Origin of the sequence: Pseudomonas defluvii (assembly GCF_001695625.1) — a bacterium.
GTDB classification, from domain to species: Bacteria; Pseudomonadota; Gammaproteobacteria; order Pseudomonadales; family Pseudomonadaceae; genus Aquipseudomonas; species Aquipseudomonas defluvii.
The window spans coordinates 1-23,521 of record NZ_MBPN01000058.1 but is presented as its reverse complement, the minus strand read 5'-3'; the positions used below and the strand labels follow the sequence as shown (position 1 = coordinate 23,521).

Genomic DNA, 23,521 nt, shown 5'->3' with positions numbered 1-23,521 from the left:
GCCAGGCGGCAGCGGGGCAGGCAGTGGTTTAGCGGCTCAGCAGTGCGGCGACGCCCGCGCCGCCGAACAGCCCGGCGCTGATCCGGTTGAATCCACTCTGCCCCTTGCCGGAGCGCAGGTAGCGGGCGGCACCTTGCGCACCCAGGCCGTAGGCCAGCTTGCACCCCAGGTCGAGCACCGTCCAGGTGGCGATCAAGACCAGCAATTGACTGAGCAATGGCTGCTCTGCACTGAGAAATTGCGGCAGGAAGGCGGCGAAGAACAGGATATCTTTCGGGTTGCTCGCGCCCAGCGCAAAGGCGCGCAGGAACAAGCCACGAAAGCCTGGCGTCGGCATGGCCTCAGGCACATTGGCGCCCTGCGAAGGTTGGCGCGATTGCTGCCAGCTTTGCCAGGCGAGGTAAAACAGGTAAAGGCCACCGACAATCTTTAAGACGCTGAACAACTGCTCCGAAGCCATCAACAGCGCCCCCAGCCCCAGTGCCGAGGCGCTGAGCAGGCAGATCGACGCAATGACACCGCCGAGAAACGCAGGGTAGGAGCGACGCAGGCCATAGTTCAGGCTGTTGCTGATCATCAGCAAGGACAACGGGCCGGGGATCGCAATGACGATCAGTGCCGCGCCACAGAACAACAGCCAGGTTTCCACACTCATTTATTTTCTCCTTATGTGCGAAGGCCTCACCCGAAGGCGAGGCCGTTTTTACTGCGGTACAACCGTTACAAAAACATGAACTTGGCGATGAAAATGGCGCACAGCACCCACAGGCTCGCCGAGATTTCCCTGTATCGCCCGGTGCCGGCCTTGAGGGCGACATAGGTGATGAAGCCCAAGGCAATGCCGTCGGCAACCGAAAAGGTCAGGGGCATCATGATTGCGGTGACGATCGCCGGGATGCTGTCGGTGGCTTCATCCCAGTTGATGTGGGCCATGCTGCCCATCATCAGCATGGCCACGTAGATCAGGGCACCAGCGGTGGCATAGGCCGGGATCATGCCCGCCAGAGGGGCGAAGAACATGGCCGTGATGAACAGCAGGCCAACGACCACGGCCGTCAGGCCGGTGCGCCCGCCTGCGGCCACCCCGGCCGCGCTCTCCACGTAGCTGGTCACCGGTGGCACACCCACCACCGCGCCGAAGACGCTGGAGGCGCTGTCGGCTTTCAGTGCGCGGGAAAGGTTTTCGATGCGGCCCTCGGCGTTCACCAGGTTGGCGCGCTGCGCGACGCCCATCAGGGTGCCGGCGGTGTCGAACATGTGCACGAACAGAAACGCCAGGACCACGCTGATCATGCTGACGTTGAACACCCCGGCCACGTCCATGGCCATCCAGGTGGGGGCGAGGCTGGGAGGCAACGAGAAGACCCCGCCGTATTCGACCAGCCCCAGGCCCCAGCCGGCCAGCGTGACAGTGATGATGCTGATCAGGATGGCGCCGAACACCCGCCGATAGCTGAGTATCGCGATCATCAGGAAGCACACTGCGGCCAGCAGGGGGGCGGGTTCGTGCAGCGAGCCGAGCTTGATCAGGGTGGCAGGGCTGTCGACGACAATGCCGGCGGTTTTCAGGCCGATCAACCCGAGAAACAGCCCGACCCCGGCACCCATGGCGTGGCGCAGGCTGACCGGGATACTGTTGAGCAGCCACTCGCGCACGCGTGACAAGGTCAGCAGCATGAACAGCACGCCGGAAACGAACACCGCCCCCAAGGCCGCTTCCCAGGTGTAACCCATGGTGCCGACGACCGTGTAGGTAAAGAATGCATTGAGGCCCATGCCCGGTGCCAGGCCGACCGGCCAGTTGGCGTACAGGCCCATCAACAGGCAGCCCAGGGCGGCGGCGATGCAGGTGGCAACGAACGCCGCACCATGGTTGATCCCGGCATCGGCCATGATGTTCGGGTTGACGAAAATGATGTACGCCATGGTGATGAAGGTGGTCATGCCGGCAATCAGCTCGGTCTTGACGGTGGTGCCATGCAGCTTGAGTTTGAAAATCCGCTCCAGCCAGCTCGTTTCGAGCGGTGGGGCAAGATCCAGCGTAGGGGCTTCGGATTTGCGGCTTTCCACAGCATGTACTCCTCAAGTCTTTTCTTGTTTTGCAGAGCCAGGCCTGCGCACGCACTGGGGGGCTCTGTGAGAGGGTAGGGTGGCAGGCGACCGGACTGCTTTGTTGACCTTGAAGTCAGGAAGTTGCACGCTGCGATTATGCTTTTGTATACAAATAAATCAAATAATGTTTTATGTGGTGTGTGCATATTATTTGGCAATACAGCTATAAAGGCTATCGCTACCTGCAGAATTGCTGCTGGCTGTGTACAATGTGGCAGTACCGATTCCCTTAAATTTTCTATTCACGGCTTGCCAACGACCTACTGTGCGGTATTACAGTTCGGATCCAATTGCCGGTTATCTGCCCGAGAATCCATGAACGAACAGCTGCAACCCCTCAAGAAACCCGCGCGTGTTGGCAAGGCCGGCCGCAGCGGCACCCAGGACGACATCGTTTACGCACATATTTTCGAGGCTATCCTCGAGCAGCGTCTGGCGCCGGGTACCAAGTTGAGCGAGGAAGCCCTGGGCGAGATTTTCGGTGTCAGCCGCACCATCATTCGCCGCGCGCTGTCGCGTCTGGCCCATGAAAGCGTGGTGCTGCTGCGGCCCAACCGGGGTGCCGTGGTTGCCAGCCCCACGGTAGAAGAAGCCCGCCAGGTGTTCTTTTCCCGGCGTCTGGTCGAGCGGGCGATCACCGAGCTTGCGGTTCAACACGCTACCGTCGAGCAGTTGAACGAACTGCGGCAAATGGTGCGCGATGAGCGCGACAGCTTTTCCCGGGGCGACCGCGGCGCCGGTATTCGCCTGTCTGGCGAGTTTCACCTCAAGCTGGCCGAGGCTGCTGGCAATGCCCCGCTGATCAGCTTCCAGCGCAGCCTGGTGTCGCAGACCTCGCTGATCATTGCCCAGTATGAAAGCGGCAACCGCTCGCACTGCTCCTATGACGAGCACATGCAGTTGATCGACGCCATCGAAGCCCGTGATGCGACGCTTGCGGTCAACCTGATGATGCACCACATGGACCATATCGACAGCAAGCTCAACCTCGATGAGGACAGCGCGTCCGATGACCTGCATGCGGTGTTCTCGCACCTGTTGCAGACCAAGAAACGTGGCAGCGCGGCCTCGACCAAAGGCTGATACGTCTGCCAGGGTTGGCACTCCAGCAGCTCTGGCTGTTCTGGGTGGCGCCGCTGATCGGTGCAGTGATCGGCGGCGCACTGTATCGCGGCCTGGCGCGCGAGCCTTAGCGGCTCAGCGTTGATGCACGCTGCGACCGGCCGCAAAGGTTTCGCGGACGGTGCGATCGTCGCCCAGGGTCATCAGCACGAACAGTGTCTCCTCGATGCTGTTCGACTGCTGCAGGCGGTAGGACAGCAGCGGCGTCGCGTTGTAGTCGAGCACCACGAAGTCGGCATCACGGCCCGGCGTGAGGTTGCCTATGCGCTCCTCCAGGCACAGGGCCCTGGCGCCGCCCAGGGTGGCCAGGTACAACGATTTGAACGGGTTGAGCCGTGCGCCCTGAAGCTGCATGACCTTGTAGGCTTCGTTGAGGGTGTTGAGCAGCGAGAAACTGGTGCCGGCGCCCACGTCAGTGCCCAGGCCGACCTTCACCTTGTGCTGTTCGGCTTGCGGCAAGTTGAACAAGCCACTGCCGAGAAACAGGTTGGAGGTCGGGCAGAAGGCCACGGCAGAGCCGGTTTGCGCCAGGCGCTTGCACTCGTCGTCGCACAGGTGCACGCCATGGGCAAAGACGGAGCGCTCGCCCAGCAACTGGAAGTGATCATAGACATCCAGGTAGCCCTTGCGCTCCGGGAACAGTGCCTTGACCCATTCGATTTCCTTGAGGTTTTCGCTCAGGTGGGTGTGCAGGTACAGGTCGGGATACTCGCCCAGCAGTTGCCCGGCCAAGGCCAGTTGTTCTGGCGTGCTGGTCGGGGCGAAGCGCGGGGTAACCGCATAGTGCAGTCGACCCTTGCCGTGCCAGCGCTCGATCAGGGCCTTGCTGTCCAGGTAGCTGGACTCGGCGGTATCGGTCAGGTAATCCGGTGCATTGCGGTCCATCATCACCTTGCCGGCGATCATCCGCAGGTCCAGGCGCTGCGCCTCTTCGAAGAAGGCGTCCACCGATTCGGGGTGGACACTGCCGAACACCAGCGCGGTGGTGGTGCCGTTACGCAGCAGTTCCTTGATGAAACGCTTCGCGACCTGCTCGGCATGGGCCTTGTCGGCGAACTGCCGTTCGCAGGGGAAGGTGTAGGTATTGAGCCAGTCCAGTAGCTGCTCGCCGTAGGAGCCGATCATGCCGGTCTGCGGGAAATGGATATGGGTGTCGATAAAGCCCGGGGTGATCAGGGCATTCTCGTAGTGCACCACGTTCAGGTCGGCCGGCAGTGTAGGCAGCAATTCACTGGCGTGGCCAATGGCGCTGATCTTGCCATCTTCGACCACCAGCAGGCCGTCTTCAAAGTACTGGTAGGACGCGCCCACACCGACTTCGGCGGGGTCGTCGAGGCTGTGCAGGATGGCGGCACGGTAGGCGTTGGGTTTTGCGCTCATGAGGCTCTCGTCAATTGGCTTGGCTGCGCCGCGAGGGCGGCAGCAGTTGGGCAATGGGGCCAGCATTGGCGGCAGCGTCGTGCTGGCCAAAGCTGGCGTTGTAGGTGGCAATGATTTCGGCGGCGATGGACACGGCGATCTCGATCGGCAGCTTGCCCTTCACCTCGGCAATCCCCATCGGGCAGCGCATCCGCTGCAGCCGCTCCGGGGTGAAACCACGTTCATGCAGGCGGTGCTCGAACTTGGCCCGTTTGGTTTTCGAGCCAATCAGCCCGAACCAGGTGAAGTCATTGCGTTTAAGGATGGCCGCCGTCAGCTCCAGGTCCAGTTGATGATTGTGGGTCATGACGATGCAGTAACTGCCGACTGGCAGGTCGTCGACTTCATCGACCGGGTCTTCGCTGACGATTTTGCTGACCCCCGCAGGGATCGCCTCGGGGAACTCCTGTTCGCGTGAGTCGATCCAGCGAACCCGGCACGGCAAGGCGGCCAGCAAGGGTACCAGCGCCCGACCGACGTGGCCTGCACCAAATACCGCGATCTGCGCCTGAACCCGGCCCATCGGTTCGAACAGCAACACCGTGGCGCCGCCACAGCATTGGCCGAGGCTGGCGCCGAGGCTGAAACGCTCCAGATGGGGCGCCTGGCGCCCCTCGGCGAGCATCTGCCGAGCGATGTGCAGGGCTTTGTATTCCAGGTGGCCGCCACCGATGGTGTCGAACAATTGCTCGGCACTGACCACCATCTTGGAGCCGGCGTTGCGCGGTGTCGAGCCGCGCTCCTCGATGATGGTGACCAGTACGCAGGGTTCACCGCGTGCCTGCAGGTCGGCGAGGGCGTTGATCCAGGTGTGCATGCTCAGTGACCTCCTGGGTGACCGTAAGGCTGTGCGGGCGATAGGGCGTTCATGGTGCTGCTGTCTCGGCTTCGGTGCGCGGGTGAGCCGCCATCGCCTTGCGCATTTGCTCGCAGCCCCAGAGCACGCGCTCCGGTGTGGCCGGGGCGTCGATCAGCGGTTGCTCACGGTAATCGGCCAGGCTGGCCACGGCATCCTTGATGGCACACCAGACGGCGATACCGAGCATGAACGGCGGCTCGCCTACGGCCTTGGAGTGGAACACCGTGTCCTCCGGGTTCTTGCGGTTCTCGACCAGGCGCACCCGCAGGTCGATCGGCATGTCGGCCACGGCCGGAATCTTGTAGCTGGCCGGGCCGCTGGTCATCAGTTTGCCCTTGGCGTTCCACACCAGCTCTTCGGTGGTCAGCCAGCCCATGCCCTGAACGAAACCGCCTTCCACCTGGCCGATGTCGATGGCCGGGTTCAGTGACGCGCCGACGTCATGCAGGATGTCGGTGCGCAGTACCTTGTACTCGCCGGTCAGGGTGTCGACGATCACCTCGGCGCAGGCCGCGCCAAAGGCGTAGTAGTAAAAGGGGCGGCCACGGGCCTGGCTGCGGTCGTAGTAGATTTTCGGGGTCTTGTAGAAGCCGGTGCTCGACAGTGAAACCTGAGCGAAGTAGGCCTGCTGCACCAAGGCGTCAAAAGTCAGGATCTCATCGCGCACACGCACATGGCCATTGTGAAACACGACGTCTTCCGCGCTGACCTTGTACTGCCGCGCGGCAAATTCGACCAGGCGTTGCTTCAGGATTTCAGCCGCGTTCTGCGCAGCCTTGCCGTTCAGGTCGGCGCCGCTGGACGCCGCAGTCGGCGAAGTGTTGGGCACCTTGTCGGTGTTGGTCGCGGTGATCTGGATACGCGAGATATCGACCTGGAATACTTCGGCCACCACCTGGGCAACCTTGGTGTTGAGGCCTTGGCCCATCTCCGTGCCGCCGTGGTTCAGGTGGATGCTGCCGTCGGTATAGAGGTGTATCAGCGCACCGGCCTGGTTAAGGAAGCTGGCGGTAAAGGAAATACCGAATTTTACCGGTGTCAGGGCCAGGCCTTTCTTCAGTATCGGGCTGTTGGCGTTGTAGCGGCGAATCGACTCGCGGCGCTCGGCGTAGTCGCTGCTGGCTTCCAGCTCTGCGGTGATTTCTTCGAGCATGTTGTGCTCGACGGTCTGGTGGTAATGGGTGACGTTGCGCTCGGTCTTGCCGTAATAGTTGGCCTTGCGCACCGCCAGCGGGTCGAGCACCAGATGGCGGGCAATACGGTCCATCACTTCCTCGATGGCGACCATCCCCTGTGGGCCGCCGAAGCCCCGGTAGGCGGTGTTTGAGGCGGTGTTGGTCTTGCAGCGGTGGCCGTTGATCGTGGCGTCGCCCAGGTAATAGGCGTTGTCGGCGTGGAACATGGCGCGGTCGACGATGGACGCCGACAGGTCGGGCGAGCAGCCGCAGTTACCGGCCAGCTCGAAATTGATGCCCTGCAGGCGACCGCGGTCATCGAAACCGACATCGTATTCGACGTAGAAGGGGTGACGCTTGCCGGTCATGAGCATGTCTTCCATGCGAGGCAGGCGCATCTTGGTCGGCTGGCCGGTCAGGTGCGCGATCACCGCGCACAGGCAGGCCGGGCTCGCCGCCTGGGTTTCCTTGCCGCCAAAGCCACCGCCCATCCGGCGCATGTCGACCACCACCTTGTTCATCGGTACATCGAGCACTTCGGCGACCAGTTTCTGCACCTCGGTGGGGTTCTGGGTCGAGCAGTAGACGATCATGCCGCCGTCTTCGGTAGGCATCACCGAAGAGATCTGGGTTTCCAGGTAGAAATGCTCCTGGCCGCCGATATGCAGGGTGCCCTGCAAGCGATGGGGTGCATCGCGCAATGCGCTGGCCGAGTCCCCGCGCCGGTGGGTGTGGCTGTCGAGGACAAAGTGCTTTTTGCGCAGCGCTTCGACCACATCGAGCACCGGCTCCAGGTCTTCGTAGGTGATGATCGCTGCCAGCGCGGCGCGGCGCGCGGTGTCGAGGTCGCGTGCGGCCACAGCCACCACCGGCTGGCCGACGAACTGCACGGTGTCGATGGCCAGCAAGGGGTCGCCCGGAAGCAGCGGGCCGATGTCTTTCAAGCCCGGTATTTCTTCGTGAGTAATGGCAATGCGCACGCCCTCGAAGGCGTAGCAGGGCGCGGTGTCGATACTGACAATGCGCGCATGGGCACGGTCGGACAACCGGGCATACACGTGCAACTGATTCGGGAACTCCAGGCGGTCATCGATATACACCGCTTCGCCGGACACATGCTTGTCGGCGCTGTCATGCTTGACGCTGCGGCCTACACCGCTGGTCATGTCCTGGCTGAACAGGTCGGCCAGCTCTGCCTGGCTCTTGGCGACGTGAGGATGGTTAGACATAAGCGGTCACCCGAGTCTCGATGTGCGGTGTTTGCAGTTCGATGAAGTATTTGCGCAGCAGGTTCTGCGCACTGAGCAACCGGTACTCCTTGCTCGCGCGAAAGTCCGACAGCGGCGTGAAGTCTTCGCTCAAGGCCTGGCAGGCCTGTTCAATCAGTGCCTGGCTCCAGGGCTTGCCTGTCAGCAGCGTTTCACAGGCCTGGGCGCGTTTCGGGATGGCCGCCATGCCGCCGAAGGCGATGCGTGCCTCGTGGATGACGCCGCCTTCGATGCGCAGGTTGATTGCCGCGCAGACCGCCGAGATATCGTCGTCCAGGCGCTTGGACAACTTGTAGGCGCGGAACGCCCAGCCGGGCGAAGCCTTCGGCACGATGATCTTCTCGATGAACTCGCTCTCCTGGCGGGCGGTGATGCGGTAATCGATGAAGTAGTCTTCCAGGGCCAGGGTGCGCTGGCTGTCGCCTTTGCGCAGGACGATCTGGGCGCCCAGGGCGATCAGCAGGGGCGGGGCGTCGCCAATCGGTGATGCGTTGCCAATATTGCCGCCCAAGGTGCCCTGGTTGCGGATTTGCAGCGAGGCGAAGCGGTGCAGCAGCTCGCCAAAGTCGGGGTACTCGGCGCTCAGCGCGCCATAGCAGTCGGTCAACGGCGTGGCGGCACCAATCTCGATATGCGCGTCGACGTGCTCGATGCGCTTCATCTCGGCGACGTTACCGACGTAGATCATCACCGGCAGGGTCTTGTGGAACTGCGTCACCTCAAGTGCCAGGTCGGTACCTCCGGCCAGCAGGCGCGCTTCCGGGTGCGAGCCATAGAGCTCGGCCAGGTCGGCCACGGTCAGTGGAACCAGGCAGCGTTTATCGCCGCTGTTGAGCTCGCCGGTTTCTTTGGGCGCAATCGCCTTGAGCCGGGCGATGGTTTGCGCCTCGGCGGCATCGAACGGGTCGGCTGGCGGCTGGCAGCAGGCCTGTTCTGCGGCTGCCAGAATCGGCCGGTAACCGGTGCAGCGGCAGAGGTTGCCGGCCAGCGCCTCCTGGGCCTTGTGCAGGTCCGGGGCGTCGCTGTTCTTCTGCAGGGCGAACAGCGACATCACCACGCCGGGCGTGCAGAAGCCGCACTGTGAACCGTGGCAGTCGACCATTGCCTGTTGAACGCTGTGCAACTGCCCTTGGTGTTTGAGCCCTTCAACACTGATCAGTTGTTTGCCATGCAGCGCCGACACAAAGGTCAGGCACGCATTCAGGCTGCGATAGCGCAGGCGTTCGAGGCCGTCCTGATCCGCATGGCGCTCAGCGACCACGACAGTGCAAGCGCCGCAGTCGCCGCTGGCGCAGCCTTCCTTGGTGCCGGGTTTGCCCAGGTGTTCACGCAGGTATTCAAGCACTGTCAGATTGGGGTCCAGGGCGTGCTCACTGCGCAGCTCCTGATTAAAGAGAAACTGGATCACGGAAGGCCTCACAAGCGAATTATTGTTGTTGAGCGGGGTTGTGCTGACTCTAAGCAGGCCTGACTTTTCGGTCAACATCTTTCTGACTTGTGGGTCAGGAAAATGATCGAAATGGCGCCTGGTACGCTCTACACCTGACTTTTTAAGCATAGAACGGGCCGAGAGGCCCTGCGCGAGTGGGGGGCAAGTGCGCTACAATCCCGCCCTTGTGCACCGTTCAAAGAGTTTGAAGGAAAACCATGACGTTCAAGGCGCCGGACAGCCTCTCCGAGCAAATTGCCCATTACCTGGCCGAGCGGATCATTCGCGGCGAGCTCAAACCCGCCGAGCGTATCCAGGAGCTGAAGGTCACCCAGGCGCTGAATGTCAGCCGCGGCTCCGTGCGTGAGGCGCTGCTGATTCTCGAACGCCGGCATCTGGTCACGATCCTGCCGCGTCGCGGCGCGCACGTTACCGAGCTAAACGAGCACAATGTACGCAGCCTCTGCACGCTGATGAGCGAGCTGTACATCCTGTTGGGCAATGCCGTTGCCACGCACCTGCGCAGCGACACCGAGCTTGCTCCGTTTCTGGTCATTCAGCAGCGTTTGCGCGCTGCCTGCGAGCGCAAGGACATCAAGGCATTCGTTGAAGACAGCTTCGCGGTAATGCGCGCGGCCTATCCGTTTGCCAACAACCCTTACCTGCAGGAAACCGTCGAAAACCTGCAGCCGGCCATGAGTCGCACGTATTACCTGGCGCTGGATCAGCGCAAGGCCGAAATGGATGACTTCCTGGTGCTGTTCGCGCAATTGCTCGAGGCCGTGGTTGCACGTGACCTGCCGCGCATCCGCAGTGTGCTGGTCGAGTATTGTCAGCGCAGTTGCGACCTTGTGCTGACGGCGCTGGTACCTGCCTGAGCATGCGCCTCAAGTGCATTCGCCTGGCCGGGTTCAAGTCCTTCGTCGACCCGACCACCGTCAACTTCCCCAGCAACATGGCGGCCGTTGTCGGGCCCAATGGCTGTGGCAAGTCCAACATCATCGACGCGGTGCGTTGGGTGATGGGCGAAAGCTCGGCCAAGAACCTGCGCGGCGAGTCGATGACCGATGTCATCTTCAATGGTTCGACCAGCCGCAAGCCGGTCAGCCAGGCGAGTATCGAGCTGGTCTTCGACAACAGCGACAACACCTTGGTCGGCGAGTACGCCGCCTATGCGGAGATCTCCATTCGCCGCAAGGTCACCCGAGACGCCCAGAACACCTATTTCCTCAATGGCACCAAATGTCGGCGCCGTGACATTACCGATATCTTTCTCGGCACTGGCCTGGGGCCACGCAGCTACTCGATCATCGAACAGGGCATGATCTCCAAGCTGATCGAAGCCAAGCCCGAAGAACTGCGCAACTTCATCGAAGAAGCCGCCGGTATCTCCAAGTACAAGGAGCGCCGCCGCGAAACCGAGAACCGTATTCGCCGCACCCATGAAAACCTCGAGCGCCTGACCGACCTGCGCGAAGAGCTTGAGCGCCAGCTTGAGCGCTTGCACCGCCAGGCCCAGGCTGCCGAGAAGTACAAGGAATACAAGGCCGAGGAGCGCCAGCTCAAGGCGCAACTGGCGGCACTGCGCTGGCGCGCACTGAACGATCAGGTGGGCCAGCGTGAAGCGATCATCGGCGATCAGGAAGTGGCCTTCGAGGCATTGGTCGCGGAACAGCGCAATGCCGATGCCAGTATTGAGCGCCTGCGTGACGGTCACCATGAGCTGTCTGAACGGTTCAACCTGGTTCAGGGGCGCTTCTATTCGGTGGGCGGTGATATCGCCCGGGTCGAGCAGAGCATCCAGCATGGCCAGCAGCGCTTGCGCCAATTGCAGGACGACCTCAAGGAGGCCGAGCGTTCGCGTCAGGAAACCGAGTCGCACCTGGGGCATGACCGCACGTTGCTGGCAACCCTGGCTGAAGAGCTGGAAATGCTCGAGCCCGAGCAGGAAATGACCCTGGCTGCTGCCGAAGAGTCTGCCGCGACGCTGGAAGAAGCCGAAGGCACCATGCATGGCTGGCAGGAGCAGTGGGACAGCTTCAATACCCGTTCGGCCGAGCCGCGCCGTCAGGCCGAAGTGCAGCAGTCGCGCATTCAACAGTTGGAACACAGCCTGGAGCGTCTGGCCGAGCGTCAGCGCAAACTGGGCGAGGAGCGTGACCAGCTCAGTGCCGACCCTGAAGACGCGGCGATACTGGAGCTGGGCGAGCAATTGGCCAGCAGTGAACTGCTCCTTGAAGACCTGCAACTGGAAGAGCAGCAGGCCGTCGAGCGGCTTGAGGTGCTGCGCGAGCAGTTGCAGCAGGTTGGCAGCGCTCAGCAGCAAACCCAGGGCGAGTTGCAGCGCCTGGGTGGTCGTCTGGCCTCGCTGGAAGCCTTGCAGCAGGCCGCGCTGGACCCGGGCAGCGGCACCGCTCGCTGGTTGCAGGCGCAGGGCCTGGCGCAGCGTCCGCGACTGGCCGAGGGCTTGCGCGTCGAGCCGGGCTGGGAACTGGCGGTCGAGACCGTGCTGGGCGCTGACCTGCAGGCCGTGCTGGTCGATGCGTTCACCGGCCTGGACCTGGCCAGCTTCGATCAAGGCGCATTGCGCCTGCTCGATGTACCCGGCACTGCGACGAGCCTGCCGGGCAGTTTGCTCGACAAGGTTCAAGGCCGTGTCGACCTGGCCCCGTGGCTGGGGCAGGTACGCCCGGTGGAAGATCTCGATGCGGCGTTGGCGCTGCGTGGCCAACTGGCCGAAGGGCAGAGCCTGGTCAGCCGTGACGGTTATTGGGTCGGGCGGCACTTCTTGCGGGTGTCGCGTGCCAGTGATGCCGAGGGCGGGGTGCTCGCCCGAGGGCAGGAGCTTGAGCAACTGCGCCTTGAGCACGAAGCCTTGCAGACCGAACTGGAGCTTCTGGACGAGCAACTGCTCACGCTGCGCGAGCAACAGCGCAGCCTGGAGGACGGTCGCGAGCAGATCCGTCGCCGGGCACAGGACGAAGCGCGCCAGCAGGGCGAGCTCAAGGCGCAGTTGTCGGCGGGCAAGGCGCGTGCCGAGCAGCTGGCGCTGCGCCGTCGCCGTCTTGACGAGGAATTGAGCGAGCTGCTTGAGCAGCGTGCCATCGAGCACGAAAGCCTCGGTGAATCGCGCTTGCAACTGCAGGAAGCGCTTGACCTGATGGCCCAGGACACCGAGCAGCGTGAGCTGTTGCTGGCCCAGCGCGACAATCTGCGCGAGCGGCTTGACCGGGTGCGCCAGGAAGCGCGGCAGCACAAGGACCACGCCCACCAGTTGGCAGTGCGTTTGGGCTCGCTCCGTGCCCAGCACGACTCCACGCGTCAGGCGCTTGAGCGCCTTGAATTGCAGTCCGAGCGGCTGACGGAAAAGCGTGAGCAGTTGACGCTGAACCTGGAAGAGGGCGAGGCGCCGCTGGAAGAGCTGCGGCTCAAGCTCGAAGAGCTGCTGGAAAAACGCATGAGCGTCGATGATGAAATGCGTCAGGCGCGCCTGCACATGGACGAAGCCGACCGCGAGTTGCGCGAGGCCGAGAAACGTCGCAGCCAGGCGGAGCAGCAGTCCCAGTTGCTGCGCGGCCAGCTTGAGCAGCACCGTATGGAATGGCAAGGGCTGAGCGTTCAGCGCAAGGCCCTGCAGGAACAACTGCACACCGATGGCTATGACCTGCATGGCGTGCTCGAAACCCTGACCGAGCAGGCCAGCGAGCAGGAAGCGGCGCTTGAGCTGGAGCGTATCGACGGGCGTATCCAGCGCCTGGGCGCCATCAACCTGGCGGCCATCGATGAGTACCAGCAGCAGTCCGAGCGCAAGCGCTACCTGGACGCGCAGAACGATGACCTGGTCGAGGCGCTGGAGACGCTGGAAAACGTCATCCGCAAGATCGACAAGGAAACCCGTAATCGCTTCAAGGATACCTTTGATCAGATAAATGCCGGTTTACAGGCACTTTTCCCAAAAGTTTTCGGTGGCGGCAGCGCTTACCTGGAACTGACGGGCGAAGATTTACTCGATACAGGGGTGACGATCATGGCGCGCCCGCCCGGGAAGAAAAATAGCACCATCCACCTGTTGTCCGGTGGGGAGAAGGCGTTGACTGCCCTGGCGTTGGTGTTCGCGATCTTCAAGTTGAACCCGGCACCGTTCTGTATGCTCGACGAAGTCGATGCACCACTGGACGATGCCAACGTGGGGCGTTATGCCCGGCTGGTAAAAGAAATGAGCCAGACCGTGCAATTCATCTATATCACCCACAACAAGATCGCCATGGAAATGGCCGATCAATTGATGGGGGTGACCATGCACGAGCCCGGTTGCTCGCGCCTGGTGGCGGTTGATGTGGAGGAGGCGATGGCCATGGTCGACGCCTGATCGGGTGCCATAAAGCGTGAACCTGCGCTTAATGGACCTGTCAGTTGCGACAGACGGTGTAAAGTTATCTTTGGTCGTGCTAGCTTAATGGCAATTTTTATTACGCGTGGGCAAAACGCCTGTCAGAACATAGAGTTGGCGCCACGTTTTAAAGGGCTTTAAGCCCTTTATTTATCAGCATTTTTTACAGAGGCACGGGATTACATGGAAATCGGTCTGCGCGAGTGGCTGATCGTCATCGGCATTATTGTCATCGCCGGTATTCTTTTTGACGGCTGGCGTCGTATGCGTGGTGGCAAGGGTAAGCTGAAATTCCGTCTGGATCGCAGTTTCTCCAACCTGCCTGACGAGGAGAGCAGCCCTGATGTGCTGGGGCCTTCCCGTGTGCTGGACAATCACAAGGAGCCGGAGCTGGATGAGCATGACCTGCCGTCCATGAGTGCGCCGCTGCGTGAACGTGAGCGTGAGAGCAAGCCGAAGTCTTCCAAGCGCAACAAACGTAACAGCGAGCCGCAGCAGGGCGACCTGAACCTGGCCGCTGAGCCACGTGAGCCGGACCTGTTCGTCGATGCGTCCGATGACTTCCCGGACGAAACACGCACCAAAAGCACCGGCTTTGGCGCTGCCAATGCAGGCAAAGAGTTGCCGCCGGTAGAAGAAGTGCTGGTGATCAGCGTGATTTCCCGTGACGAGGGCGGCTTCAAGGGCCCGGCGCTGCTGCAGAACATTCTTGAAAGCGGTTTGCGTTTTGGCGAAATGGACATTTTCCACCGTCATGAAAGCATGGCCGGTAACGGCGAAGTGCTGTTCTCCATGGCCAACGCAGTCAAGCCAGGTGTATTTGACCTGGACGACATCGACCACTTCAGCACGCGTGCAGTGAGCTTCTTCCTGGGCCTGCCGGGCCCGCGTCATCCGAAGCAGGCATTCGACGTGATGGTGGCGGCTGCACGCAAACTGGCCCACGAGCTCAATGGTGAGCTCAAAGATGACCAGCGTAGCGTCATGACCGCGCAGACCATCGAGCACTACCGCCAGCGCATCGTCGAGTTCGAGCGTCGGGCACTGACCCAGAAGCGTTGATCCCAAGCACCCTAAACACTCAAGGAGCAGCCACGGCTGCTCAGGTTGCTGACAGCCCCCCTGTGTGATCTTCGTGGGAGCAGGCGTGCCTGCGAAGCGATCGATGGGGTGCCCGTGAATTCGCGGCGCCTGCATCGCAGGCAAGCCTGCTCCCACCGTGAGAAAACCGCTGAAAAGCGGGGATGTGTCAGCAGCCTGGGCAGCCAGGGTTGCTCTTTTGCATGGCAAGAGAACACGAACATGACCGTCGAAACCCGAATCCTCGCACTGCGTGCCGAACTCCAGCTGCACAACCGGCGCTACTACGAGCAGGATGCCCCGAGCATTCCGGATGTCGAGTATGACCGCCTGTTCCGCGAACTGCAGGCGCTGGAAGCAGAACACCCCGAACTGGTGACAGCCGACTCGCCCACCCAGCGTGTCGGTGGCGCAGCGCTGTCGGCCTTCAGCCAGGTGCGCCATGAAGTACCGATGCTGAGCCTGGGTAACGCTTTCGAGGAAGGCGACCTGCGTGACTTCGATCGACGGGTGGTCGAAGGGCTGGAGCTGCCAGCGGGCGACCTGTTCGGGGACGGCGCGGCCGTGGAGTACAGCTGCGAGCCGAAGCTCGATGGCCTGGCGGTCAGCCTGCTCTATCGCGATGGCCTGCTGGTGCAAGGCGCAACCCGTGGCGATGGCACCACCGGCGAAGACATCAGTGTCAACGTGCGTACCGTGCGCAACATTCCGCTCAAGCTAGAGGGGGCAGGGTGGCCGGCCGTTTTGGAGGTGCGCGGTGAAGTGTTCATGTCCAAGGCGGGCTTCGATCGGTTGAACGCCAGCCAGATCGAAAACGGCGGCAAAACCTTCGCCAACCCGCGTAACGCCGCCGCAGGCAGCCTGCGTCAGCTCGACTCGAAAGTCACCGCGAGCCGGCCGCTGGAGTTCTGCTGCTATGGCCTGGGGCAGGTCTCGGCAGACATTGCCGACACCCATGTCGGCATTTTGCAGCAACTCAAGGCCTGGGGCTTGCCGATCAGCCACGAACTGAAACTGGCCGTGGGCGTGGCGCAATGCCTGGACTACTACCGCGACATCGGCCGTCGCCGCAATGACCTGCCCTATGAAATCGACGGCGTGGTGTTCAAGGTCAACAGCCTTGCCTATCAGCGCGAGTTGGGTTTTCGCGCGCGTGAGCCGCGTTGGGCGATTGCCCACAAGTTTCCGGCCATGGAAGAGCTGACCGAAGTACTCGACGTGGAATTTCAGGTGGGCCGTACCGGCGCGGTGACGCCAGTGGCGCGCCTGAAGCCGGTGAAGGTCGCTGGGGTCACGGTAGCCAACGCGACCTTGCACAACATGGACGAAGTCGACCGGCTGGGCTTGCGGATCGGTGACACGGTGATCATCCGCCGTGCTGGCGACGTGATCCCTCAGGTCATGCAGGTGGTGCTGGAACGGCGCCCGGCAGATGCACGCCCGGTTCATATTCCGCACACCTGCCCGGTGTGTGGTTCGCACGTCGAGCGTACCCAGCTGGTCAAGCGCAGCAAGGGCAAGGAAACCGTCAGCGAGGGCGCCGTCTACCGCTGTGTCGGGCGCCTGGCGTGTGCCGCCCAGGTCAAGCAGGCGATCATCCATTACGTCTCGCGCCGAGCCATGGACATCGACGGGCTGGGTGAGAAAAGCGTCGAGCAACTGGTCGACGAAGGCCTGATCCGTTCGCCTGCCGATCTCTACAGCCTGACCTTCGAACAGATCGTCGACCTGGAAGGCTTTGCCGAGTTGTCCAGCAAGAACCTGCTGGCGGCCATCGAGCAGAGCAAACAGCCAGCGTTGGCGCGGTTCATTTATGCCTTGGGTATTCCTGATGTCGGCGAAGAAACCGCCAAGGTGCTGGCACGCTCCCTGGGTTCTCTGGCGCGGGTGAGGGTGGCGTTGCCTCAAGTGCTGACCTACCTGCCGGACATCGGCCTGGAAGTGGCCCATGAGATCCACAGTTTCTTTGGCGACGCCCACAACCAGGCGGTCATCAACCAATTGCTCGGCGCCGGCATCGCCTTGCAGGATGAAGGCGAGGTGCATGCCGAGTTCGCTGCCAGCACCACCCTGGCTGGCCTCATCGAAAAACTGAACATCCCGGGCATTGCCGCGACCGGCGCCAGGAACCTGGCCGAAAAAGCCGGCAGCCTCGAGCAGGTGATCGCGCTGAGCCGCGACTGGCTCGAACTGAGCGTCATGAAAGGCCTTAACGAAAAGGCCAAGCAGGGCTTGCGTGAATTTTTCGCTGTACCGGACAACGTAGCCCAGGCGCTTGCCATCGAGGCGCAATTGTCTGAGTTCGGCATGCACTGGGCCAGTGAGAAAAAAGTCGCCGAAGGCTTGCCGCTGGCCGGCCAGACCTGGGTGCTCACCGGTACCCTGGAGCGCATGAGTCGCGACGTGGCGAAGGTCAAGCTGGAAGGGCTGGGTGCCAAGGTTGCCGGCTCGGTCTCGGCCAAGACCCACTGCGTGGTCGCCGGCCCCGGCGCGGGTTCCAAGCTGGCCAAGGCCAATGAACTGGGCCTTCAGGTGATGGATGAGGACGCCTTTGTCGTCTTCCTCGCCAGCCACGGCATCGAGGCATGAAGCCAAGTCCTTGAGAAACGTTGGTTTTTTCTTGAGGCAGAGGTTGTAACTTGGCGCAAGACCGGTACAATGGCGCGGCTCGTCGCTTGATGAGCCGCGTAGTGGTGGCCCCATCGGTCCCCCCGCAACGATTACCCGTCAACCTGGTCAGGCCCGGAAGGGAGCAGCCATAGCGGGAACATCGTGTGCCGGGGTGTGGCTGGTGGGGTCGCCTCCATTTCTGTAAGCTCTTGATTTCTAACGGTTTTTCGCTCTGATCACGCCAGTGATCCATAGGGTGATCCACCGTGTCAGCCGTACCTTCCTACCTCTGGTTGTCCCGACACTCGATCTTTTATTTCAGGATCGTGGTGCCTGGTGTTCTGCGCCCGCTCTTTCCTTGTTCCGAGATCCGCCGTTCCCTGCAGACTCGCTGCAAGCGCGAAGCGTTGATCCGTGGGCGAGAGTTGCTCTTGCAGGTTCAGCGCCTCTATACCCAAGCCTTCCAAGGTATTCGGCCCTCGCTCGATTACTTGCGTGGTGCGTGGGAGGCGGGAGGCAAGCGAGTTGCCAGTTGGGCTTCATGGCTTCGTCAGCAGCAGTTGGTCGAAGTAGCAACTTCTGGTGTGCTCCGTCAGGATCAGCCGCAAGTGATCGAGGGTGGAGAGCTGAAGAAGGCAGTTGAGGGTGCGTCGATCAGTCGTGGTCATAAGCTCCGCAGAGGCTCTTCGGCGACTTCTCAGGGTAATGGGGCGGTCATGCTGCCAGATGTGCCGAGCGTTTCTCCTAGCTTCTCCAAGGTGGTCGAGGAGTGCCTAGGGCAGCAGGGGCTGGAGGGTGTCTCGGTCAAGACCCTTGACGACAAGCGATCTGTTGCCACCTTGTTGGTGCGGATTATTGGCGATCTACCCATGGATCTGATTACTCGCCAGGATGCCCGGAAGTTCCGAGAAACAGCCCTCAAGCTGCCTCCTCGCATCAACCAGCTTCCTAGCTCCTTGTCCTTGGAGGAGGTCATCAAGACAGCAACCAGTACGATCAGCCACACCACGTTCAACAACTATGTGAAGAACCTGACCACCTTCTTCACCTACGCCATTCGTGAGGGCTACTGCGAGCGAAACCCCTTCGATGGACTGCGGGTGAGGCAGCGGGGCAAGGTCAGCGAGGAGCGCAGCGTGTTCACTGAGGATGATCTGCGCCGGTTGTTCTCGAAGGAAGTCTATGCATCTGTCAGCAGCAGGAAGCCGAATCAGTACTGGTTGCCTCTGTTGGGGCTGTACACCGGAGCCAGACTCAACGAACTCTGCCAGCTCTACCTCGACGATGTGGTCACCATCAATGGTGTGGACTGCCTCCACATCCGTGCCTCACGACCAGATCAGAAGCTGAAGACCGCATCCTCCGAGCGACTGGTTCCGATCCACTCTAGGCTGAAGATGTTGGGCTTCATCGAGTTCATCCAGAAGCAGCGGGCAGCAGGGCATCAGCGGATCTTCCCTGAGCTGACTTGCCACAAGAAGCATGGCTACGGGGCTGCTCCATCGAAGTGGTTCACCCGTGTTCGTGAGCAGTTGGGCTTCAAGGATGGTGAAGGGCAGAAGGACTTCCACAGCTTCCGTCACACCATAGCTGATCACCTGAAGCAGAAGGGCGTCAGTGAGGCTCTGGTAGGTGGGCTGCTGGGGCATCAGACTGGTGGCATCACCTTCAGCCGCTATGGGAAGGACTTCAGGCCTGAGGTGCTGGCCCCGGTGGTGGAGGCGGTGGACTTCGATGTTGTCGGCTGGTTGCAGCAATGATGCTCTGCACTGCTTATTTACATGCTCGGTGATCTTGCGTTTGGCTAGAGCGCGGTATTCACCGAAGGGGACTAGTGATTTGTCTTTAGCCACTTGTCGTTTCCCTCTAGGTTCATCCTCGCCGTCGACCTTGCGGTTCTTCCCGCAGGAGAAGCACTTCGACCAACCTTCGGAGTTGATCGAGAGTGCGTCGGAAGAACCACAGTCAGGACACGGCAAGTGGGTCTGTACCCACTCGCTCATGCTGCAAGCTCACGTTCGGCTTGCTCTAGGGCAGCTCGCGGGTAGACGTTGACCGTGACGATGCGCTCCTCACCCCGGATGCGGACGGTGCGCTTCTGCTGGTCAGGTTCTTGGCCTTGCTCACGGAGAACTCGGGCAGCGGCCTGACCCAGCTTCACCTTGTAGCCGTGGTTGAAGTAGCGGTGAGTCAGTGCCCGGTATTCGTCGACGGTCAGCAGGTTCAGCTCGTCGTGCATCACCTTGTTCTGAACAGACATCACTGCGTTCTTTGCAGCGAGACGGTCACGCTCGGCCTTGAGTTGCTTGGCCTGGGCGATGACCTTCTCCATATAGGAGAGGGGATCATCGAGCACATCCTCGACTGCCTTGTAGTGGACAGCTACGCCTTCAGTTGCCAGCCGGTCGTAAGAGCGGATGACTTCGAGGTTGAACTTCGGGCTTATCCACATGGCATAGGCGTAGACCAGCTCCTTCACCGCGTAGGTGCCAACGCCCCTGCCTGAGGTAAACGGGTACTTATCCTGATTTCGGGATAACTCTTCACACAGTCCTTGGAAGGACTCGGTGCAGGTGAAGCGTCCGGGTGTGTGTTTAGCTTCGCTGCCAGCCGCCTTGTGCAGGTCATTCAGGCAGTAACGACCCTCCGCGTCCTGCTTGATGGTCACACCACATACGATCAGTTCGTTGCTCATGTCTCTTTCCTCTGGGCATGAAAAAACCCGCGTTGTGCGGGCCTGAAAGTTTTTCGCGGATTTGCGAAAAAGTTTTTTGGGTACTCGGGAGTCGGGCTGAGCTACTCGCTCATGCTGCCCACGCCTTTCTCATGGTCAGCTTGCGTTGGTCAGCCAGGGAGGCGACCAGGGTCTTACCCTTCTCGGTGACGTAGATCTCGATGGTTCTGTACTGCTCGTTGAATTTCTCGACGAACAGGTGCTCGTACTGGCGGTAGACACGGTAGGTGCCGCCCTTCCGGTACAGGTAACCGAGACGCTGCAGGTCAGACTTGATGGCGAGGCTGTTGAGTTGCGGGAAGGTGCGGGCGAAGCGAGACAGGGTGTGCATACTCCAGTCGACCACAGAGGACAGACCGTCACGTTCGTGGGTCAGCTCTTTGTTCTCGCTGGCGAGCTTCGCCTTCTCTTCCTTCAGCCGCTCGATCTTGCGGTGCATGATGTCCATCGCCTTGGCAATGAAGGCGTCTTCATCTAGCTCTCCGGTCGCTACCTTCTCCTCGCCCATGATGTAGGCACCGTCCTTGCGGATGGCTGGGAGGACTTCGCGGGTCACCCAGTCTTGGAAGCGCCGGGCTTCCGCCTTGTCCGAGCGCATGACCAGCTTGTACAAGCCGGACTCGGAGATAAGGCTGACGGAACGAACCCCTTTCTGAATCTGTTTCAGAATGACTTCATCATCTGCCAGCTTCTTGAGGATGTTGGCGTGGGATGTCTGTGGGTATCCCATCCCGGCCAGTGCGTCCTTCGCAACGAACCACGGGTTGCCGTCGATGCTCACCACACGGATCTTCGGGTGGTTCCCGCAAAAAAATACCCCCGGCACCCAAGTCGCAGAGCGACCTTCTGCAGGAAGCAGATAACGGGGTGCTGGGGGTTGCCAGAGGAGAGAGGTATAGCTATTCGTTCGGAGCTTTCATTGCTCGAAGTGCCGGGAGATTCTTCTGCTGAGTCGCCTTCCATTGACGCTTGACCTCGGTCACAGCCTCGGCGAAGTTGGCTTTGGAAGGATGGGTGGAAGTTGCCGCTGCAGGTTTGCTAGTTGTGAGAGCAAACTGCTTGGGCTTGCGAACTTCAGGCGAGATCTGTTTGTAGATCCTCGTCAGCATGACTTTCGGTTGCCTCCACGGGACACTTTGTTACGAGCGGTTAGTTTCACGTCTATGGTGAATCTGATGAGCATGAAGTAGGCCAGAGGCATAAAGAGCCATATGGTGACAGCGACGATGAAGACCAGGTCAAGCAGTCGCATACTCACGCTACCTCCTTGGACTGCTCGGTGAGGTAATCTTCGACGTGGATACAGTTAGCGAAGCTGGTGCTGAGGATCTGCTCGATCTCACCAAAGGATTTCCTCGCAGCGAACAGCACTGAGGCAAAGTCATATGCTCGGCTGTACTCGTTGAGATCCTCAGTGTCGAGGGTGTCACGGATGCGTCTCCCCACCATGTCCTCCCAATCACCAGCTCCCATGCCAGTCAGTACTCTGCACACCAGCGACTTGATTCTTTTTTCATCTTCAGTGGCGACCTGTTGAACCATGCTGCGGGGGATCTCTCCTGCCTTGGCCTTGTTGCCAGCCTCAGCCCGTGTAAGGTGAGTCACACGGTTGTCTGTGCGGATCAGGGAATCAGCGCGAATTCCTGTGTACTCGCTCAGGCGAACCACAAGGCGTTCCATGTCGAGGAAGTACCGCCGAATATTGTCACCTTCGTGGGTGCGCGCTTGCATTGCCATAAGGGCCGCCACGTCTCGGGAGAGAATGTAGTCGGTTTGTGGGCGACCTGCGCCAGAAGATGGCTTGGTTAATTTCGCATAAATTTCTGCGTTATTCTCGGCGACTGGCTTGATGTACTCGTCAGCCCAAGCACGGAACCGCCCATAGGGTTTGCCGATTCGCTCCCATAGCTTTCTAGCGGGGATGCACGGGGTCTTGGCGTCATCTACCAGCGGGAGAACTCGGCGAGTGGAGGACATGCGGGAGATTTCTGCCTCAGTGAAGCCGAGATTACGTAGTGTCTTTGGAGGACAATTATTGATGGTGTGATTAAAAGATCTGCCAGTACGTTTGGTCTTCATGTAGGTATTCCTTTTTGTGCAGCCGTCAGAGTCCCTTCCGTCCACGCCACCAGCTCCCACCTACAAGGGAAAGCATGGACGGCTCGAACGGCTGGACAAAACGGGCTGGTTTTGGGTTGAAGCAGCAAGGGGGGCTGCTGTTGTTACTTGAGGTTGGAGTTGAAGATGGGCTGTGATGGATGAATGAGTGGTGGATATGGTGTCTGGAATACCACCACCATTACTCCTGACATATGGCCATCATTTCTGACACATGATCGAGGAACCTGGTTAGAAGAGCGGAGATGCTCTCGGTCAGTTGTGTCGGAGATGGGGAGTTGTCTCTGAAGACTGATCAATGTCACTATCACCATCGTGGTCAGAACAGATGAGGGTAGAAACATCAAGGCGAACTTGTGGTGGCACTTACAGCTTCACCATAAGTTGCTCCACAAGACCTGCTTGATGTCATCACTCATAGTCATCAACTTTATAGGTGATATTGATGGTGATGATTTATATGAAAAGAACCAGAAGACACTCTTATAGTGGCTTCGCCATCCACTTCTACACCCTGCAATCGACGCAGGTAGCCAGCCTCGACTGGGTGCCATCACCTCCCAGCCAGCTATGTCAGGTTCGCCATCGCCCATGACCCGGTGCTCCCTAGTCCTGCGGATGCAGTTAGGGCGAGTGAGAGGGGCTGTACGCCTGAAGCTCAAAGTAGCAGTGGGTACTCGGTCATCGTCCAGCGAAGATGCTGCAGCGATGATGCCTTTCCCAGTTGAGACGTTTCTTTCTCCATAAGTGCGTCCTAATTGAACTTCGTCGATCTTGCAGGGAAATTGCAGGTTTCTGGAAGTCGCCATCCAGGGTAGCCGTCATATGCCGATCACGGGCATACCGATCATGCGCTAGGAAGCGTTTCCAGTAGCGTCTCGTGGATTGACTTCAAGTGACTTGCATCGTGTTTGTAGGGGATTACCACGTCATCGACCTGCCGGTTCCCCAACCCTTCGCCATGTTCTAGGCCCATTGTTGATGCTAGCGTCTTCCTGTCTCTACAGATGCCATCAGTTGGCCTGTCTCTGTAGTAGACTGCGCGAATTTGTTCAGTACTGCTTGGAGATGTACCTTGGTCAGCGGAGATGTAGAAAAGCGCTTGTGGGCTGTAGCCGACCAGCTGTGTAAAGTGGACCCATCGGTCAAGACAGTTTTTCAGCGAGTTTAAGCTGCGTCGCTTACTGCCACTGCAGCTGGTCGGC

General features: G+C 60.5%; 15 protein-coding genes, 1 other RNA gene and 1 pseudogene. 8 read left to right on the top strand and 9 right to left on the bottom strand.

Annotation, left to right across the window (positions count from 1 at the left end):
• Positions 1-28: 28 nt before the first annotated feature.
• Together EKA13_RS16305 and EKA13_RS16300 are read right to left on the bottom strand one after the other, a co-directional pair.
• Positions 29-655 carry a LysE family translocator gene (locus tag EKA13_RS16305; protein ID WP_065760389.1) on the bottom strand — a complete coding sequence of 209 codons (627 nt, stop codon included), beginning with the start codon at positions 653-655 and terminating at the stop codon, positions 29-31.
• A 65-nt stretch (positions 656-720) separates the two neighbouring features.
• Entirely contained in the window at positions 721-2,070 is a 1,350-nt protein-coding gene (locus tag EKA13_RS16300; protein WP_065760388.1) for an NCS2 family permease, read from the bottom strand.
• A 357-nt stretch (positions 2,071-2,427) separates the two neighbouring features.
• On the opposite strand from EKA13_RS16300, the gene EKA13_RS16295 reads away from it, so the two are divergent.
• On the top strand, positions 2,428-3,195 hold the full coding sequence (locus EKA13_RS16295; RefSeq protein WP_065760387.1) for a GntR family transcriptional regulator: 768 nt from the start codon (positions 2,428-2,430) through the stop codon (positions 3,193-3,195).
• 11 nt (positions 3,196-3,206) lie between these two features.
• Positions 3,207-3,305, top strand: a pseudogene (locus EKA13_RS28910) (aquaporin); the annotation flags it as partial.
• 4 nt (positions 3,306-3,309) lie between these two features.
• On the opposite strand, the gene guaD reads toward EKA13_RS28910, so the two are convergent.
• Genes guaD through xdhA form a run of 4 tightly spaced genes read right to left on the bottom strand, consistent with a single transcriptional unit; the run spans position 3,310 to position 9,363 of the window.
• On the bottom strand, positions 3,310-4,614 hold the full coding sequence (guaD, locus tag EKA13_RS16285; protein WP_065760386.1) for a guanine deaminase: 1,305 nt from the start codon (positions 4,612-4,614) through the stop codon (positions 3,310-3,312).
• Between the two features lie 10 nt (positions 4,615-4,624).
• Positions 4,625-5,470 carry a xanthine dehydrogenase accessory protein XdhC gene (gene xdhC, locus EKA13_RS16280; RefSeq protein WP_065760385.1) on the bottom strand — a complete coding sequence of 282 codons (846 nt, stop codon included), beginning with the start codon at positions 5,468-5,470 and terminating at the stop codon, positions 4,625-4,627.
• 49 nt (positions 5,471-5,519) lie between these two features.
• A complete protein-coding gene (gene xdhB, locus EKA13_RS16275; protein ID WP_065760384.1) occupies positions 5,520-7,916 on the bottom strand; it encodes a xanthine dehydrogenase molybdopterin binding subunit in 2,397 nt (798 codons plus the stop codon).
• A complete protein-coding gene (gene xdhA, locus EKA13_RS16270) occupies positions 7,909-9,363 on the bottom strand; it encodes a xanthine dehydrogenase small subunit (protein ID WP_065760383.1) in 1,455 nt (484 codons plus the stop codon). The genes xdhB and xdhA overlap by 8 nt, the downstream gene beginning before the upstream one ends.
• 239 nt (positions 9,364-9,602) lie before the next feature.
• Between xdhA and EKA13_RS16265 the strand changes: the two genes are divergently transcribed.
• The 6 genes from EKA13_RS16265 to EKA13_RS16240 all read left to right on the top strand — a co-directional run bounded on the left by EKA13_RS16265 (position 9,603) and on the right by EKA13_RS16240 (position 19,224).
• Positions 9,603-10,262 (top strand): GntR family transcriptional regulator, encoded by a 660-nt coding sequence (locus tag EKA13_RS16265; protein ID WP_065760382.1) that lies wholly within the window; start codon positions 9,603-9,605, stop codon positions 10,260-10,262.
• Positions 10,263-10,264: 2 nt separating this feature from the next.
• Entirely contained in the window at positions 10,265-13,753 is a 3,489-nt protein-coding gene (gene smc / locus EKA13_RS16260) for a chromosome segregation protein SMC (protein WP_065760381.1), read from the top strand.
• A 204-nt stretch (positions 13,754-13,957) separates the two neighbouring features.
• Positions 13,958-14,836, top strand: a complete 879-nt coding sequence (gene zipA / locus EKA13_RS16255) for a cell division protein ZipA (RefSeq protein WP_065760380.1) — start codon at positions 13,958-13,960, stop codon at positions 14,834-14,836.
• Positions 14,837-15,076: 240 nt separating this feature from the next.
• Positions 15,077-17,443 (top strand): NAD-dependent DNA ligase LigA, encoded by a 2,367-nt coding sequence (ligA, locus tag EKA13_RS16250; protein WP_065760379.1) that lies wholly within the window; start codon positions 15,077-15,079, stop codon positions 17,441-17,443.
• 111 nt (positions 17,444-17,554) lie between these two features.
• An RNA gene (ffs, locus tag EKA13_RS16245) (signal recognition particle sRNA small type) lies at positions 17,555-17,651 on the top strand.
• A gap of 79 nt (positions 17,652-17,730) precedes the next feature.
• Positions 17,731-19,224 (top strand): site-specific integrase, encoded by a 1,494-nt coding sequence (locus tag EKA13_RS16240; RefSeq protein ID WP_065760378.1) that lies wholly within the window; start codon positions 17,731-17,733, stop codon positions 19,222-19,224.
• 239 nt (positions 19,225-19,463) lie between these two features.
• On the opposite strand, the gene EKA13_RS16230 is transcribed toward EKA13_RS16240, so the two are convergent.
• The 3 genes from EKA13_RS16230 to EKA13_RS16220 form a co-directional block, all read right to left on the bottom strand.
• Positions 19,464-20,159 carry a KilA-N domain-containing protein gene (locus EKA13_RS16230; RefSeq protein ID WP_065760377.1) on the bottom strand — a complete coding sequence of 232 codons (696 nt, stop codon included), beginning with the start codon at positions 20,157-20,159 and terminating at the stop codon, positions 19,464-19,466.
• A 109-nt stretch (positions 20,160-20,268) separates the two neighbouring features.
• Positions 20,269-20,979: a BRO-N domain-containing protein gene (locus EKA13_RS16225; RefSeq protein WP_065760376.1), complete on the bottom strand. Its 711-nt coding sequence runs from the start codon at positions 20,977-20,979 to the stop codon at positions 20,269-20,271.
• Positions 20,980-21,452: 473 nt separating this feature from the next.
• A complete protein-coding gene (locus EKA13_RS16220; protein WP_083199827.1) occupies positions 21,453-22,277 on the bottom strand; it encodes an antA/AntB antirepressor family protein in 825 nt (274 codons plus the stop codon).
• Positions 22,278-23,521: the final 1,244 nt, after the last annotated feature.

What these genes read in the sequence shown, in the direction of transcription:
- EKA13_RS16265 (WP_065760382.1), top strand. Translation starts at nt 9,603, where the DNA reads ATGACGTTCAAGGCGCCGGACAGCCTCTCCGAGCAAATTGCCCATTAC.
- smc (WP_065760381.1), top strand. Translation starts at nt 10,265, where the DNA reads ATGCGCCTCAAGTGCATTCGCCTGGCCGGGTTCAAGTCCTTCGTCGAC.
- ligA (WP_065760379.1), top strand. Translation starts at nt 15,077, where the DNA reads ATGACCGTCGAAACCCGAATCCTCGCACTGCGTGCCGAACTCCAGCTG.
- xdhC (WP_065760385.1), bottom strand. Translation starts at nt 5,470, where the DNA reads ATGCACACCTGGATCAACGCCCTCGCCGACCTGCAGGCACGCGGTGAA.
- EKA13_RS16220 (WP_083199827.1), bottom strand. Translation starts at nt 22,277, where the DNA reads ATGAAGACCAAACGTACTGGCAGATCTTTTAATCACACCATCAATAAT.
- EKA13_RS16295 (WP_065760387.1), top strand. Translation starts at nt 2,428, where the DNA reads ATGAACGAACAGCTGCAACCCCTCAAGAAACCCGCGCGTGTTGGCAAG.
- EKA13_RS16230 (WP_065760377.1), bottom strand. Translation starts at nt 20,159, where the DNA reads ATGAGCAACGAACTGATCGTATGTGGTGTGACCATCAAGCAGGACGCG.
- xdhB (WP_065760384.1), bottom strand. Translation starts at nt 7,916, where the DNA reads ATGTCTAACCATCCTCACGTCGCCAAGAGCCAGGCAGAGCTGGCCGAC.
- zipA (WP_065760380.1), top strand. Translation starts at nt 13,958, where the DNA reads ATGGAAATCGGTCTGCGCGAGTGGCTGATCGTCATCGGCATTATTGTC.
- EKA13_RS16305 (WP_065760389.1), bottom strand. Translation starts at nt 655, where the DNA reads ATGAGTGTGGAAACCTGGCTGTTGTTCTGTGGCGCGGCACTGATCGTC.
- guaD (WP_065760386.1), bottom strand. Translation starts at nt 4,614, where the DNA reads ATGAGCGCAAAACCCAACGCCTACCGTGCCGCCATCCTGCACAGCCTC.